22 protein-coding genes are annotated in these 13,448 nt (G+C 37.5%); all 22 read left to right on the forward strand.

Annotation, left to right across the window (positions count from 1 at the left end):
* Positions 1–10: 10 nt before the first annotated feature.
* Entirely contained in the window at positions 11–400 is a 390-nt protein-coding gene (locus ACGH6S_RS02750; protein ID WP_086320829.1) for a putative holin, read from the forward strand.
* Positions 400–759 (forward strand): phage holin family protein, encoded by a 360-nt coding sequence (locus ACGH6S_RS02755; protein WP_411578282.1) that lies wholly within the window; start codon positions 400–402, stop codon positions 757–759. Before ACGH6S_RS02750 ends, ACGH6S_RS02755 begins: the two co-directional genes overlap by 1 nt.
* Entirely contained in the window at positions 743–1,183 is a 441-nt protein-coding gene (locus ACGH6S_RS02760) for a lysozyme (RefSeq protein ID WP_411578283.1), read from the forward strand. The genes ACGH6S_RS02755 and ACGH6S_RS02760 overlap by 17 nt, the downstream gene beginning before the upstream one ends.
* 2 nt (positions 1,184–1,185) lie before the next feature.
* A complete protein-coding gene (locus tag ACGH6S_RS02765) occupies positions 1,186–1,551 on the forward strand; it encodes a hypothetical protein (RefSeq protein ID WP_411578284.1) in 366 nt (121 codons plus the stop codon).
* Positions 1,517–1,783 carry a hypothetical protein gene (locus ACGH6S_RS02770; protein WP_411578285.1) on the forward strand — a complete coding sequence of 89 codons (267 nt, stop codon included), beginning with the start codon at positions 1,517–1,519 and terminating at the stop codon, positions 1,781–1,783. The genes ACGH6S_RS02765 and ACGH6S_RS02770 overlap by 35 nt, the downstream gene beginning before the upstream one ends.
* The gene (locus ACGH6S_RS02775; RefSeq protein ID WP_411578286.1) at positions 1,755–2,117 is read left to right on the forward strand and encodes a hypothetical protein; all 363 of its coding nucleotides are present in this window, start codon (positions 1,755–1,757) and stop codon (positions 2,115–2,117) included. Before ACGH6S_RS02770 ends, ACGH6S_RS02775 begins: the two co-directional genes overlap by 29 nt.
* A gap of 200 nt (positions 2,118–2,317) precedes the next feature.
* The gene (locus tag ACGH6S_RS02780; RefSeq protein ID WP_411578287.1) at positions 2,318–2,680 is read left to right on the forward strand and encodes an HNH endonuclease; all 363 of its coding nucleotides are present in this window, start codon (positions 2,318–2,320) and stop codon (positions 2,678–2,680) included.
* Between the two features lie 94 nt (positions 2,681–2,774).
* Positions 2,775–3,260, forward strand: coding sequence for a phage terminase small subunit P27 family (locus tag ACGH6S_RS02785; RefSeq protein WP_411578288.1), 486 nt, complete (start codon positions 2,775–2,777; stop codon positions 3,258–3,260).
* Positions 3,261–3,262: 2 nt separating this feature from the next.
* Entirely contained in the window at positions 3,263–4,987 is a 1,725-nt protein-coding gene (locus ACGH6S_RS02790; protein ID WP_411578289.1) for a terminase large subunit, read from the forward strand.
* The gene (locus tag ACGH6S_RS02795) at positions 4,981–5,160 is read left to right on the forward strand and encodes a hypothetical protein (RefSeq protein WP_086365943.1); all 180 of its coding nucleotides are present in this window, start codon (positions 4,981–4,983) and stop codon (positions 5,158–5,160) included. Before ACGH6S_RS02790 ends, ACGH6S_RS02795 begins: the two co-directional genes overlap by 7 nt.
* Before the next feature lie 2 nt (positions 5,161–5,162).
* Positions 5,163–6,416 (forward strand): phage portal protein, encoded by a 1,254-nt coding sequence (locus tag ACGH6S_RS02800; RefSeq protein ID WP_411578290.1) that lies wholly within the window; start codon positions 5,163–5,165, stop codon positions 6,414–6,416.
* On the forward strand, positions 6,404–7,336 hold the full coding sequence (locus tag ACGH6S_RS02805; protein ID WP_411578291.1) for a S49 family peptidase: 933 nt from the start codon (positions 6,404–6,406) through the stop codon (positions 7,334–7,336). The genes ACGH6S_RS02800 and ACGH6S_RS02805 overlap by 13 nt, the downstream gene beginning before the upstream one ends.
* Positions 7,337–7,399: 63 nt before the next feature.
* A complete protein-coding gene (locus ACGH6S_RS02810) occupies positions 7,400–8,671 on the forward strand; it encodes a phage major capsid protein (RefSeq protein WP_065611390.1) in 1,272 nt (423 codons plus the stop codon).
* A gap of 79 nt (positions 8,672–8,750) precedes the next feature.
* Entirely contained in the window at positions 8,751–9,287 is a 537-nt protein-coding gene (locus tag ACGH6S_RS02815; RefSeq protein WP_411578292.1) for an Ig-like domain-containing protein, read from the forward strand.
* A gap of 34 nt (positions 9,288–9,321) precedes the next feature.
* On the forward strand, positions 9,322–9,633 hold the full coding sequence (locus ACGH6S_RS02820; RefSeq protein ID WP_411578293.1) for a head-tail connector protein: 312 nt from the start codon (positions 9,322–9,324) through the stop codon (positions 9,631–9,633).
* Between the two features lie 5 nt (positions 9,634–9,638).
* Positions 9,639–9,974: a head-tail adaptor protein gene (locus tag ACGH6S_RS02825; protein WP_411578294.1), complete on the forward strand. Its 336-nt coding sequence runs from the start codon at positions 9,639–9,641 to the stop codon at positions 9,972–9,974.
* Positions 9,967–10,467: a hypothetical protein gene (locus ACGH6S_RS02830; protein WP_411578295.1), complete on the forward strand. Its 501-nt coding sequence runs from the start codon at positions 9,967–9,969 to the stop codon at positions 10,465–10,467. Before ACGH6S_RS02825 ends, ACGH6S_RS02830 begins: the two co-directional genes overlap by 8 nt.
* A complete protein-coding gene (locus ACGH6S_RS02835; RefSeq protein ID WP_411578296.1) occupies positions 10,464–11,108 on the forward strand; it encodes a hypothetical protein in 645 nt (214 codons plus the stop codon). The genes ACGH6S_RS02830 and ACGH6S_RS02835 overlap by 4 nt, the downstream gene beginning before the upstream one ends.
* On the forward strand, positions 11,098–11,283 hold the full coding sequence (locus ACGH6S_RS02840) for a DUF2635 domain-containing protein (RefSeq protein ID WP_267380573.1): 186 nt from the start codon (positions 11,098–11,100) through the stop codon (positions 11,281–11,283). Before ACGH6S_RS02835 ends, ACGH6S_RS02840 begins: the two co-directional genes overlap by 11 nt.
* Positions 11,273–12,772 (forward strand): phage tail sheath subtilisin-like domain-containing protein, encoded by a 1,500-nt coding sequence (locus ACGH6S_RS02845; protein WP_411578297.1) that lies wholly within the window; start codon positions 11,273–11,275, stop codon positions 12,770–12,772. Before ACGH6S_RS02840 ends, ACGH6S_RS02845 begins: the two co-directional genes overlap by 11 nt.
* Entirely contained in the window at positions 12,772–13,134 is a 363-nt protein-coding gene (locus ACGH6S_RS02850; protein ID WP_091123698.1) for a phage tail tube protein, read from the forward strand. The genes ACGH6S_RS02845 and ACGH6S_RS02850 overlap by 1 nt, the downstream gene beginning before the upstream one ends.
* Positions 13,134–13,433 (forward strand): phage tail assembly protein, encoded by a 300-nt coding sequence (locus tag ACGH6S_RS02855; protein WP_411578298.1) that lies wholly within the window; start codon positions 13,134–13,136, stop codon positions 13,431–13,433. Before ACGH6S_RS02850 ends, ACGH6S_RS02855 begins: the two co-directional genes overlap by 1 nt.
* Positions 13,434–13,448 lie beyond the last annotated feature (15 nt).

The raw sequence follows: 13,448 nt of genomic DNA on the forward strand, positions 1-13,448 counted from the left end.
GGGTAAAAACATGCAAGAGCCAGCCACTACATCAGCATTTTTAGCGGTAATGTGCGCTATTGGTGTTGTGTCTGGATCTGACGCATATCCAGTAATAATTAGTTCATTTGCCGGCGCAACACTATATATGACATCTAGTCATAATATTAGTTTGAGTCGGCGGTGGTTGTATTTTATTTTGTCATTTTTTCTTGGTATCACGACATCTAATGCCGTTGGGAAAATTATAGCTGCATTGGTCCCATTTGTTCAGTTAACTGTTGATCAGTCATTAGGTGCGTTGTTGTCCTCCGCATTTATTGTAAAAGTGCTGGTGTATTTTTTAGAGAATAAAGATGTCGAAAAATCTATTTTTAGTTCAATTATAAAATGGCTCTCCAATACTAGGAGGGATGATTAATGTATCTATTAGCTAGTTTATTTAACTTCGATATGAACTCGGTACAACCCTTCCTTAAATGGATTGTGGTTTTATTGAGTTTATCATCTGCAGGCGTGTTGTTTTGCTATAGACGTGGTAAGTCAAAGTTTAGATTCTTTCCATCTCTTTTGGCTTATTCATTAATGCTTGCAATGATTTCCGATCCTATTCTGGTATTTATAGGTCAACCTAAAATAATTGATCTTACGGAAATATTAGGTAGAAGTTTTATTCTGGCTGTTTTGTTGGCACACAACGGTAATGTTGTTGGCGCATTTAAAAATGCAACATGGCCAAGGATATTTAATTTTCGGAGGAAGAATGAAAACAAGCATTAATGGAAAATCTAAATTAAAGTCGTTTGAGGGATTACGGTTAATAGCATACCAATGCTCAGCAGGTGTTTGGACTATCGGTTGGGGTCATACTTCAGGAGTAAAAGAGGGCGATAAAATAACAGTCGGACAAGCTGAAATTTTCCTAACGGGTGATTTAGTTCAGTTTGAAAATGCAGTGAATAAATTAGTTAAAGTGCCGATTAATCAAAATCAATTTGATGCTCTAATTTTGTTGGTTTTCAATATCGGCATTACTGCATTTACTGGTTCAACATTATTAAGAAAATTAAATGCGGGTGATTATTTAGGGGCATCTAATCAATTTTTGGTGTGGAACAAAATCAGGGTAAATGGCGTTAAAAAACCGAGCCTTGGTTTGACTCAACGTCGCCAAGCTGAAAAAGAGTTATTTGATAGAGCGTAATCATGAATAAAAAAATAGCAATAACTATCTTTGTTCTGATCGTGTCGTTAATTTCAAGTAATGGTTTTTGGGTTTATAACTATGAACGCTTAAAGGGCAAAATTGCAAAAATACAGTTGAGTTACGCTCAAGAAGATTTGAAGCGAGAGAAAGAGTATGTTGGTAAGTTGGAATATCAGCGCGAACTGACAAAAAGTTCAATCGAAACAGTTGTGCAAGAAACAAATCTTTATATGAACTTAAACGAGCAGTTACAAGGTGAATATGATGTATTACAGAAAGATATGGATGCATTACTTAAAAGTGACGAGTGTGGCAATAGTAATATTGCTGATGATGTCCGCCGTAGGTTGTTCTCAACAAACTAAAATTCAGTATGTAACTCCGACTTACATTCCATTGCCAGATAACATATCGAAACAAAATCCTGAACCTTCAATAAATGAGCAAAATCTTGTTAAGTGGAAAGATGCGCTTAAATTAATGAATGAATATAAAACATGGGGTGAAAAAGAGCGGAATCGTGCTAACTCATGTATAACTATTTACGAAAAAGTGATTGGTGAAAATAATGCAAACAGTAAAGATAAACACAAATAACAACACAATTATTAGCGAATGTGATTCAGTAGTGATAGCTAGACCTGGTCAACTGATGTTTGATTCAGCTATTGATGAAGCTGTGAAAAATGGTTATGACAGGCCGGAAAGCATGATTGTGACGGGTGGTGCTACTGAAATCGAAAATGGTGTTTATCGTGACGATAGCACTGTTTTTATTCATCCTCGCTATATCAATGATAAATCCGAGATTATAGGTTTGGTTTGCATGTCAACAAGCGCAAAAGATGAGCTTTCATATTTGTTTATTTATGAAGGTGAAAGCGTCTTTATAACAAACTCTAATGGTGTCGAGATTGAGGTGTTGAGGTGAGATGTAAGGCAAAAGGCTGTTGTGTTTGTGCGTATTCAGCAAGTGGTTATTGTGATAAACATTTATACATGATCAAGGTGAATAAAATAAAACGGCAAATGGATTGGTCTGTTTGTAATAAGAAGGGATGTAAGAACAAAACATCACAAGGAAAACGTTACTGTTCTCAACATAATTGGTTTGTCTAATTTGGAGTTAATATGCCAGCTCGCACACCAAAAGCGTGTAGAAAACAAGGTTGCCCAAGGGTTACAACTGATGCGTCAGGTTATTGTACAAGTCACAAACCAACTGAGAACGGTTGGGCTAGGTACCAAAAAGGTCGCTCTAGACATGAGCGAGGGTATGGATCATCTTGGGATAAGCTAAGAAAGCAAGTCTTGCAACGTGATAAATATATTTGTCAGTGTGATGAATGTAGGGGTTTAGGCTTAGTTAAAGAAGCTACTCATGTTGATCACATCATTGCAAAAGCACATGGCGGAACAGATGATCTAAGTAATCTGCGTGCAATTAATAAGCACTGTCATGACAAGAAAACAGCAAGAGAACGGCTTAGGTAGGGGGGATCAAATCTCTGTAGCTTTTCTTCCTGAGTACCGCCCCCCTAGGCAAATTTTTACAACCGCGAAAAATGAACTTTAAATTGGAGATGTTATGGCTGGAGCAAGCGGACGGTCAGGACGTAAGCCAAAACCAGTCGCAATTAAAAAGCTCACGAACAATCCGGGCAAACGTAAACTCAATAAATATGAACCCACATTTACACCAATAAAAGGTGTTACCCTTCCAGAATGGTTTGTAGAAGCTGAATTGCACCTCGCTATTATAATGTGGGAGCTAACAGCAAAAGAGCTGTGTGCTGAAGGACTATTGTGTGTAACCGATTTGAGTATTCTTGAGCGTTGGTGTGTCGCATATGAATTTTGGCGTAGAGCTGTAATTAATATTGCTCGGCAGGGTAATACCGTGATCGGCGCAACTGGTGGACCAGTAAAAAATCCTGAGTTAACTGCCAAAAAAGAACAAGAATCTGAAATGAACACAACTGGCGCACTGCTGGGTTTAGATCCTAGTAGCCGTCAAAGATTGATTGGTTTAGCGACTAAAGAAAAATCAAATAACCCATTTAGTAATTTATAGTTATGGCCAAAAAATCATATAAAAATGTTAATGCTGCAAATCAATATGCAAGAGATATTGTTAAAGGAAAAATTATTGCGTGTAAATATGTAATTGACGCATGCCAAAGGCATTTAGATGATTTAGAACAAGAAAAAAATAAGTCATTTAAATATAAATTTAATAAAGATCTTGCGGAAAAAGTATGTAAATTTATTCAATTATTGCCGCATACAAAAGGCGAATGGGCATTTAAACGAATGCCGATCACATTAGAGCCGTGGCAATTATTTATATTTTGTTGTGTATTCGGATGGGTTCATAAAAAAACAAATTTACGTCGATTTCGTGAAGTGTACACTGAAATTCCGCGTAAAAATGGGAAGTCGGCAATTTCAGCAGGAACGGGGTTATACTGCTTTTCGGCGGATAATGAATTTGGTGCAGAAGTTTATTCTGGTGCCACGACTGAAAAACAAGCTTGGGAAGTTTTTCGTCCTGCTAGATTAATGTGTAAACGAACCCCTCTTCTTTGTGAAGCTTTTGGTATAACCGTAAATGCATCTAATCTTAGCCGAATTGCAGACGGTGCACGCTTTGAGCCGTTGATTGGTAATCCTGGTGACGGGGCTTCTCCGAGTTGTGCAATTGTTGATGAATATCATGAACATGATACCGATTCACTTTACACAACAATGCTAACCGGTATGGGTGCACGTAAACAGCCGTTGATGTGGGCGATTACAACCGCAGGTTATAACATTGAAGGTCCTTGTTATGACAAGCGTCGAGAAGTAATTGATATGCTAAATGCAACAGTCCCGAATGATGAACTGTTTGGCATTATTTACACGATTGATGAGGGCGATGACTGGACAGATCCATCCGCACTTGAAAAGGCCAATCCCAATATAGGAATTTCTGTTTATCGTGACTTTTTATTAAGCCAACAACAACGAGCAATTAATAATGCAAGATTGGCAAATACGTTTAAGACTAAACATTTAAATGTGTGGGTTTCAGCAAAATCAGCATTTTTTAATATGATCAGTTGGGCAAGCTGTGAAGATAAAAGTTTATCATTAGAGCAATTTGAAGGGCAATCAGTAATACGCGGATATGATCTTGCCAGAAAATTAGATATGAACAGTGGAGTCAGACTATTTCACCGAATTATTGATGGTAAACGCCATTATTATTGTATTTCTCCAAAGTTTTGGGTGCCATATGACACTGTTTACGGTGCTGATGTCGAAGATAGAAAAACAGCAGAACGCTTTCAAAAATGGATTAATACTGGGCATCTAGATGTTACTGACGGTGCCGAAATTGATTATCGTGAAATATTACATGACGCTATTGAGTCAAACAAAGATAATCCTGTCACAGTTTCAGCGATAGATCCGCACGGGGCAACAAACTTATCGCATCATCTAGCTGACGAGGGATTAAACCCAGTCACAATTATTCAAAACTTTACTAATTTAAGTGATCCAATGAAGGAATTGGAGGCTGCTATTCAGTCGGGTAGGTTTCATCACGATGGTAACCCCATTTTGACGTGGTGTATTAGTAACGTTGTTGGAAAAAACGCACCAGGTAATGATGATATTGTTCGACCAATAAAAGAGCGAAACGAAAACAAAATTGATGGAGCGGTAGCGTTAATAATGGCTATTGGTCGAATTATTCTATCTGAACAAGATGATGAAGATTCTATTTACGAAAAAACGGATGTCTTATGCTAAACATAATTATTTTTTTAATTGGTATTCTTGGCGGTGCTTTAGTCTCCTACGGGGCTTGGCTGATATTGCCAGCATGTGGTTTTATTACTGCAGGTTGTATTTTTATCATGTGGTCATATTTTGCTTCAAAGGTGATTGCTAACTCACAACAAATTGAAAATAAAGAAGGTTAATAATGTTTACTCCCTCAATGTTCAAAGGGCATAAAATTCAACAGAGTGGAGCTTGGCGTTGGATTAGCTCTATTTCTGGAAAATCAAGCGCGTCAGGGGTGATGGTAAATCGTGAAACAGCATTTTCACAAAGCGCAGTTCAAGCGTGTGTTACTCTTTTAGCCGAGTCTGTAGCACAGTTGCCCTGTGAACTCTATCGTCGTGGTAAAAATGGACAGCGAGAACGAGCAACAGATCACCCTTTATATGATTTAATTCATAATCAGCCAAATAAAAAAGACACTATTTTTGAATTCAATGAACAAAAGCAAGGCTATCTGGGCGTTGATGGAAATAGTTATTCATTAATAGAGCGTGACGGAAGTGGTTATGTAACAGAGTTAATCCCTGTAAATCCTAAAAAAGTTCAGGTTTTAAAAGGTCCTGACGGATTACCTTATTATAATCTTTTAGATCACAACGAAATTGTCCCCATGCACATGATGCATCATGTTAAAGCATTTTCGTTTGATGGTTTTGTGGGTGTTTCACCGCTACAAACTAATGCCGATGTTATCGGTTTGAGTATTGCCGTTGATCAGCATGCATCACAGGTGTTTGCCAACGGTACAACAATGAGCGGTGTAATTGAACGACCTAGTGATGTCAAACCAATTGAATCTCAAGAAAAAGTCGATGCTATTTTAAATAAATGGAGAGAAAAGCATAGCGGTATACGCAATGCATTCTCAGTAGCGTTACTACAAGAGGGCATGACTTACAAACAATTGGCTATGGATAACGAAAAGGCACAACTACTAGAAAGCCGCCAATACGGAGTAATTGAAGTCTGCCGATTATATAAAGTTCCTCCTCATATGATCCAGTCCTTGGACAAAGCCACATTTAGCAATATTGAGCATCAAGGGTTACAGTTTGTTATTTATACTTTATTGCCGTGGTTAAAACGTCACGAGGCAGCAATGATGCGTGATTTATTATTACCGTCAGAACGTAAAGATTTATATATTGAATTTAACGTGTCGGGATTGCTTAGAGGCGATCAAAAGGCACGATATGAATCGTATGCAATTGGGCGTCAATGGGGGTGGTTATCTGTCAATGATATCCGAAGAATGGAAAACCTAACCCCAATATCTGGCGGCGATACTTATTTAACACCATTGAATATGATTGATACATCAATGTTAACAGGAATTAAAAAAGCAACGCCATCTCAAATAAAAGAAATAGAGACAATACTATGCCGAAATTAATTAATTATCCTCATTTAGCTAATCAGGTTTTTGGAGTTCCTCATTATGCAACACCGCAAACATTGAACGCAGTAAAAGCGGTTGTTGTTCCGCGGATGCTAAGTGGTTCATTGACATTATCAGATCTGGAATTGAATAAAATCAATTTAAGCACAAATGATGTTGAAGCAACTGCTGTGACAAGCACAGCTAGCCCAGTTAAAGTTATTCCCATTCATGGTTTGTTAACTACACGTCGTGGCTCAATCAATGCCGCATGTACCGAGCTTGTTAGCTATGAGAAATTACGTACTGATATCAATCAAGCACTGAATGATTCATCAATAAAGGAAATTGTGCTTGATATAAATTCTGGAGGTGGATCAGCAACAGGTTGTAAAGAGCTGGCTGATTTTATTTTTCAAGCAAGAGAAATAAAACCAATAACGGCTATTGTTAATTATTGCGCTTTTTCTGCTGCTTATTTCATTGCTTCGGCATGTTCTAAAATTATTATCAGTGAAACATCAGGAGTTGGATCAATTGGTGTAATTCTAGAGCATATGGAAATGTCAAAGCTGGAAGAAAATGCTGGCGTTAAATTTACAACACTCTATCGAGGTGATTATAAAAATGCAGGTTCAATTCATGAGCCATTAAGCGATCATGCGATGGAATTTCTTAACGCACAGCTTGACTGGATGTATAAATTATTTACTGAATCAGTTGCTAAATATAGAGGTGTTGATGTTCAAACGATTATCAATACACAAGCAAGATGTTATTTTGGTAATGAAGCAATAAGCGCAGGACTAGCGGATGAATTACAAACGCCTCAAAATGCAATTAATTTAATTGCATCACAGTATCAACAACAAGCAAAAGCTCAAAATAACATTAAGATTCGTGCACAGGCAATTGATCACGCATCACGAATTTAATAATTTTTTACTCTCATCAAGCGACTTCGGTCGCTTTTTTTATATCTAAATCAAGGTGAAAACATGTCTAAAATTCTAGAATTACGAAGAAAACGTTCAGAAGTAAATGATAAAGTGCAAGCTTTAGCAAAAAAGTCAGAAGCTGGGTTAACGAGTGATGAGTCAGCTCAGTTCACTCAACTTTGTACTGAATTTGATGAAATTACAGCGCAAATAGAACAACTTGAAAAAGCAGAAAAAATGCAAGCAGCTATTGCACAACCAGTTAGTGCCGTTAATGCTCCGGCAGTTGTTGTTAAGCAAGATCTTAAACAATATCCTGGTGCTGGATTGGCCAGAATTGCAATGTCTATTGCTGCAGGTAAAGGTAATCTTCAAGATGCTGCAAAATTTGCCGAAACAGAAATCGGAGATAAAGGCGTTTCAATGGCAATTAGTACTACACAGGCATCGGGTGGTGCATTAATTCCGCAAAATTTATATAGTGAAGTTATTGAGCTTTTACGTGATCGCACTGTAGTTCGAAAACTGGGGGCTCGTTCAATTCCATTGCCAAATGGTAATTTGAGTTTGCCTCGTATGTCAGGTGGCGCAACAGCTTCCTATGTTGGCGAAGGTAGTGATGCAAAAGCCACAGAGTCAAAATTTGATGATGTTAAATTAACGGCTAAAACAATGATTGCGCTGGTGCCGATGTCTAACCAATTAATTGGTCGAGCAGGCTTCAATGTTGAACAAATGGTATTAGCTGATGTGCTGTCAGCAATTGCAGTACGTGAAGATAAAGCCTTTTTGCGTGATGATGGTAATAACAATACACCGAAAGGGTTTAAAGCCACAGCAATGGATAACTCACGTAATGTTGATTGGTCGGGTGCTGTGAATTTGAATGAAGTTGATAAATATTTAGATTCATTGATTTTAAAACTAATGGAATCAAACAGCTTGATGATTAAATGCGGATGGGCTATGTCGCCTCGTACGTGGATGTATCTGTTTGGGCTACGTGATGGGAATGGCAACAAAGTCTATCCAGAAATGGCGCAAGGCATTTTGAAAGGATATCCGATCGAACACACAAATGCCATTCCATCAAATTTAGGTACAGGATCAAATGAAACCGAAATTTATTTTGCGGATTTCAATGATGTTGTCATCGGTGAAGATGGCAATATGACAATTGATTATTCACGAGAAGCGACATATATCGACGCGAATGGTAATCAAGTTTCAGCTTTTGCACGTAACCAATCATTAATTCGTGTTGTTACTGAACATGATATCGGGTTCCGTCATCCTGAAGGATTATCACTCGGGTCAAAAGTTGCATTTTAATTTAGATAATTTGTCTAATTAAAAACATCAATAATAAAGCCATCGAAGATACTGATGGCTTTATTTTTAGGAGAATATTATGAGCAAAACTAAAAATCTAATTGCTGATGCACAATTATCTGTACTGTCGATAAACAAAGAGCAAATCTTAGCGAATGGGACAGATCAAGCAGTTATTACAATTCAATTAAAGGACTCAGACGGTAATGATATTAAAAATCTGTCTAGTGAATATAAAGTTGCGTTAATTTCTGAAAGTAAAAGTATTTTGTCTGCACTGACAAGCAATGACGACGGTACATATACCTGCACTGTTTCAACAACTAATGTTGGTGCAGAAACATTTAGCTTTAGCGTGAATGATGTGGTTAATCAAAATTCAATTGAATTGAAATATATTGAAGAAAAAAGTCCAGATTTACCACCGTTACCACCTGATGATAAAAAAACACAGCAACCGCAAAAAGGTGCTAAAAACGATACTAAAGTTAAAGTTATTGTTGAATTTATTTGTCCTTTTAGTCGTTATTCACGTGGTGATATTGCAGGTTTTGATACTAGTTATGCAAAAGAATTAGTTGAAACACGGAATGTGGCCAAATTTTATAAAAAATAATTGAGGCATCAATATGATTGTTGACTTAGGAATAATGAAGCAACATCTATCTATAGATAATGACTTAACAATTCATGACGAATTAATTAAATCTTATATTCAAGCAGCTCATCGGCATATTGAAAACGAGTTAAATTCTAAAATAGTAACATCATCAGAACAAATATCTGAATGTGGATCAAAAAAAGTAATCTATGTTGATGAATCTTTGCGCCAAGCTGTTTATTTAATTGTTACTCATTGGTTTGAAAATAGAGGAATTATTTCAGTTGGGAATAATGTTAATAAATTACCTATGGCTGTGGATGTTTTATTGTTTCCTTACCGAGAACACTTTATAGGCTAACAAAAATGATCCATTCAGGTGAATTAACCAAATACATATTAGTAAGAACAAGGGAAGATATCCCTATTCACGCTTATGAGTTACAAAAAACTCATGTTAATCGATTCCATACTTTTGCGAAAATTGTTCATGCAAAATCATCAACATATTTAAATTCTGCACAAATAGATAACACAATTACTCATTATGTGATTATTAGACGTCGAGATGATAAATGTTTAACAACCGACAATGAAATTGTTTTTAAAAATAGAATTTATAGGATCAAAAGAGTAAGAGAAATAGAAGAGTCTACCAGTTTTTTACTAATTGAATGTGAGGAGATTGGCACAGATGAATGATTACAACGTTCATGTTGATTTTAAATTAACAGAAGTAGCTGAACTTGACCGAAAAAAAGTGCGTAAAACCTTCGTCAAAATCGGTAGAAAAATTCAAGCAACATCACGCGCATTAGTTAGTAAAAAACAGGTTTCCAAAAGTGGCGAATATCCGGGATATCGAAGTGGTAAGTTGAGTCGTTCAATCGGTTATAAAGTCCCAAGACCAACATCACGTCGCCCAGGATTAATGGTTATTGTGATGCCAAATGTTAAAGGCGGTAGCAACATGGAAAAACTGATGGGGCCATACTATCCAGCATTTCTATTTTATGGTGTTCGGCGTAATGCCAAACGAGGGAAAAGCCATAAAAAAGGCGCATCAGGAGGAACGCCCTGGCGCATTGCACCACGTAAAAACTTTATGATTGACGCATTAAATAAAGAATCGTCATGGAGTAAATATGTATTAGCTAAAGAGCTAGTTAACGCAATGAAGCAGGTTAAACAATGAAACTATCACATATTGTTCACACATTACGTCATTTTAGCCCTAGCTTTGCAGGCCGTGTTGGTGGTGCTGCTGAATTTTCAGCTATCAAAGATACGGCATTTTTAAAATTACCTGCGGCTTATGTTGTTCCGCTTGATGATAGAGCACAAGATAACCAGTCGCAAACTGATTATTGGCAAAATGTGACAGAGGGATTTGGGGTTATTGTTGTATTAAAACCGCTAGATGAACGGGGGCAGCACGAAGCATACGACATTGTCGAAAATATCAAAGTTGAACTGTGGCGAGCATTGCTGGGGCTTGAGCTTTCACCCGCCCATTACCCTATTCAATATGATGGTGGTGATTTACTTGATTTAGATCGAGGGAGAATTTTTTATCAATTTAATTTTAGCGCAGTGCGGGAAGTTGGGTTTGATGATACTCGACAATATTTTGATTTAAACGCTATTGATAACCCAATTCCTGATCCTGACTGGCAACCCGATATAAACAAACCAGATATTACCGAACCTCCGCAGTACAACCCGTTAAACATCGGCGACTTTGATACTTTAGCAGGGGCTGTTAATGAACAGGATTCAAAGGTAACCGTTAATTTTGAACACAATAATATCTATGAGGGCAATAATGATAATTAAACCAGTGAGTGGCAAGCAGGTATATGACCCCAATAGCGGGGATTATTTACCAGCAGACGGTCGTAATGTTGAGTTTAACCAATACTGGGCTAGACGACTAACAAATAATGATGTTGAAGAAGTTACAAACATCAAAGTAAAACAAGAAAAAAAGGTAGCTAAAAATGACAATTAGTTTTAACAACATTCCTAGCAATATAAAAGTGCCGCTATTCTATGCGGAAGTGGATTCCTCTGCGGCCAATACAATCCAAGATAGCGGTGCTTCATTAATTATTGCTTATCCATTGGCTGAAAGTCCAATTGAGCGTAATAAACTTATTATTATGCCAACAGCAGATCACGCTAAAAAACTCGCAGGACGAGGCAGTCAATTATCTAGAATGGTTGAAGCCTATCGCAATATTGATAATTTTGGTGAGCTTTTTGTCATCGCTGTAGATGAACCCACAGCAGGCTCGAATGCGTCTGGTACTATCCAAATATCAGGTATAGCAGAAGAAACAGGCACATTAAGTCTCTATATCGGCAACAGTAAAATTCAATCACGAGTAACCGTCTCTGATACTGCAGAAACCATAGCAAACGGATTACATAATGCGATTAATACTCATCTTGATTTACCTGTTACCGCAACCGTGACGAATAGTACAATAACGCTAACAGCTAAAAACAAAGGGTTGAGTGGCAATGACATTCCTTTGTGCTTTAACTACTATGGCACAATCGGCGGAGAAGAAACCCCAGACGGTTTAAATATTGTTATCACTCAAATGCACGGCGGAACTGGCACTCCAGATTTAACTCCCGTTATTGCGGCTATGGGGGATAAACTCATTGATTTTATCGCATTCCCATTTAATGACTTATCATCTTTGGCAACATTTAATCATGAAATGGATGATACTACGGGTAGATGGAGCTATGCGCGCCAATTGTATGGACATGCTTATACCGCTAAAAAAGGTGATTTATCCGAACTTGTAGAGTTTGGCGATAAATTAAATTACCAACATATTACCGTTGCAGGTTATGAGAAAACCATTCAAACGGGTATTGATGAATTAATTGCGATGCGAACTGCTCGTAATGCTGTATTTATTCGTAATGATCCGGCTCGACCAACGCAAACTGGATTATTAAATGGTGCATTGCCAGCATCTGATAGCAATCAGTTTACACTAACAGAGCAACAATCATTATTAAGCCATGGCATTGCGACAGCATATGTTTCTAGCGGTAATTTATTAATTCAGCGAGATATCACCACATATCAACGTAACAGTTACGGTGTAGCCGATAATAGCTATCTTGATAGTGAAACACTTCATACGCTCGCTTATGTATTACGTAAATTACGTAGTGTGATCACATCTAAATACCCAAGGCATAAATTGGCTAATGACGGAACCAGATTTGGTGCAGGGCAGGCAATTATTACACCCGCAGTAGCTAAGGCGGAAATCAACGCCACTTATCGTCAACTAGAATTATTAGGCTTAGTTGAAAATTTTGAAGTATTCAAGAAGAACTTAATTGTTGAACGAAATGTGAACGACCCAAATCGATTGGATGTGCTATTCCCACCCGATCTCGTTAATCAACTACGCGTTTTTGCTGTGTTAGCACAGTTTAGATTGCAATATCCAGAGGAGAAAAACTAATGACACAACGACGTATTGCAGGAACAACTTACATTAAAGTTGATTCTATCCAGTTATCATTAACGGGCGGTATTGAAGTCCCAATGAATACTAACGTTAAAGAAAGTATTTTGGGGTTAGATAATAGCGTTCACTACAAAGAAACATTCCGTGCTCCATACATTAAAGGGACTTTTAAAGTACCGAGTGATTTTCCAATCGACAAGTTAATGTCTAGCGATTCAATGACCGTTACCGCAGAATTGGCCAACGGTAAAGTTTACGTTTTATCTAATGCTTGGGTTGAAGGTGAAGTTAATCACAATGCCGAAGAAGGTACAGCAGAAATCGAATTTCACGGTGAAGAAGGATTTTATCAGTAATGAAAGAATTTAAATTATCACAGCCGATTATGGCACACGGCAATGAGTTACATGTGCTGGAATTAAAAGAGCCAACAGTCAAAGATATCAAAAAATTAGGCTTCCCATTTGATAACCAAATGATTGGTGACCCTAAAAAAGTGGCCGATTACATTGTTGCGCTAGGTAACGTTACGCCAAGCTCCGTTGAGCAACTTACACCCTATGATTTTTTAATGATTACGAGTGAAATTATGATGTTCTTCGGCCCAAAGGAGAAGGTGGAGAATACAGCGGAGGAACAACCGACAGCGGAATAATTACAATCGAATATC

Origin of the sequence: Gilliamella sp. BG3 (genome assembly GCF_046635605.1) — a bacterium.
GTDB classification, from domain to species: domain Bacteria; phylum Pseudomonadota; class Gammaproteobacteria; order Enterobacterales; family Orbaceae; genus Gilliamella; species Gilliamella bombi.

Bases quoted from the DNA above. Each gene is read 5' to 3' on its own strand.
- ACGH6S_RS02750 (WP_086320829.1), top strand. From the start codon at position 11: ATGCAAGAGCCAGCCACTACATCAGCATTTTTAGCGGTAATGTGCGCT.
- ACGH6S_RS02755 (WP_411578282.1), top strand. From the start codon at position 400: ATGTATCTATTAGCTAGTTTATTTAACTTCGATATGAACTCGGTACAA.
- ACGH6S_RS02760 (WP_411578283.1), top strand. From the start codon at position 743: ATGAAAACAAGCATTAATGGAAAATCTAAATTAAAGTCGTTTGAGGGA.
- ACGH6S_RS02765 (WP_411578284.1), top strand. From the start codon at position 1,186: ATGAATAAAAAAATAGCAATAACTATCTTTGTTCTGATCGTGTCGTTA.
- ACGH6S_RS02770 (WP_411578285.1), top strand. From the start codon at position 1,517: ATGATGTCCGCCGTAGGTTGTTCTCAACAAACTAAAATTCAGTATGTA.
- ACGH6S_RS02775 (WP_411578286.1), top strand. From the start codon at position 1,755: ATGCAAACAGTAAAGATAAACACAAATAACAACACAATTATTAGCGAA.
- ACGH6S_RS02780 (WP_411578287.1), top strand. From the start codon at position 2,318: ATGCCAGCTCGCACACCAAAAGCGTGTAGAAAACAAGGTTGCCCAAGG.
- ACGH6S_RS02785 (WP_411578288.1), top strand. From the start codon at position 2,775: ATGGCTGGAGCAAGCGGACGGTCAGGACGTAAGCCAAAACCAGTCGCA.
- ACGH6S_RS02790 (WP_411578289.1), top strand. From the start codon at position 3,263: ATGGCCAAAAAATCATATAAAAATGTTAATGCTGCAAATCAATATGCA.
- ACGH6S_RS02795 (WP_086365943.1), top strand. From the start codon at position 4,981: ATGCTAAACATAATTATTTTTTTAATTGGTATTCTTGGCGGTGCTTTA.
- ACGH6S_RS02800 (WP_411578290.1), top strand. From the start codon at position 5,163: ATGTTTACTCCCTCAATGTTCAAAGGGCATAAAATTCAACAGAGTGGA.
- ACGH6S_RS02805 (WP_411578291.1), top strand. From the start codon at position 6,404: ATGCCGAAATTAATTAATTATCCTCATTTAGCTAATCAGGTTTTTGGA.
- ACGH6S_RS02810 (WP_065611390.1), top strand. From the start codon at position 7,400: ATGTCTAAAATTCTAGAATTACGAAGAAAACGTTCAGAAGTAAATGAT.
- ACGH6S_RS02815 (WP_411578292.1), top strand. From the start codon at position 8,751: ATGAGCAAAACTAAAAATCTAATTGCTGATGCACAATTATCTGTACTG.
- ACGH6S_RS02820 (WP_411578293.1), top strand. From the start codon at position 9,322: ATGAAGCAACATCTATCTATAGATAATGACTTAACAATTCATGACGAA.
- ACGH6S_RS02825 (WP_411578294.1), top strand. From the start codon at position 9,639: ATGATCCATTCAGGTGAATTAACCAAATACATATTAGTAAGAACAAGG.
- ACGH6S_RS02830 (WP_411578295.1), top strand. From the start codon at position 9,967: ATGAATGATTACAACGTTCATGTTGATTTTAAATTAACAGAAGTAGCT.
- ACGH6S_RS02835 (WP_411578296.1), top strand. From the start codon at position 10,464: ATGAAACTATCACATATTGTTCACACATTACGTCATTTTAGCCCTAGC.
- ACGH6S_RS02840 (WP_267380573.1), top strand. From the start codon at position 11,098: ATGATAATTAAACCAGTGAGTGGCAAGCAGGTATATGACCCCAATAGC.
- ACGH6S_RS02845 (WP_411578297.1), top strand. From the start codon at position 11,273: ATGACAATTAGTTTTAACAACATTCCTAGCAATATAAAAGTGCCGCTA.
- ACGH6S_RS02850 (WP_091123698.1), top strand. From the start codon at position 12,772: ATGACACAACGACGTATTGCAGGAACAACTTACATTAAAGTTGATTCT.
- ACGH6S_RS02855 (WP_411578298.1), top strand. From the start codon at position 13,134: ATGAAAGAATTTAAATTATCACAGCCGATTATGGCACACGGCAATGAG.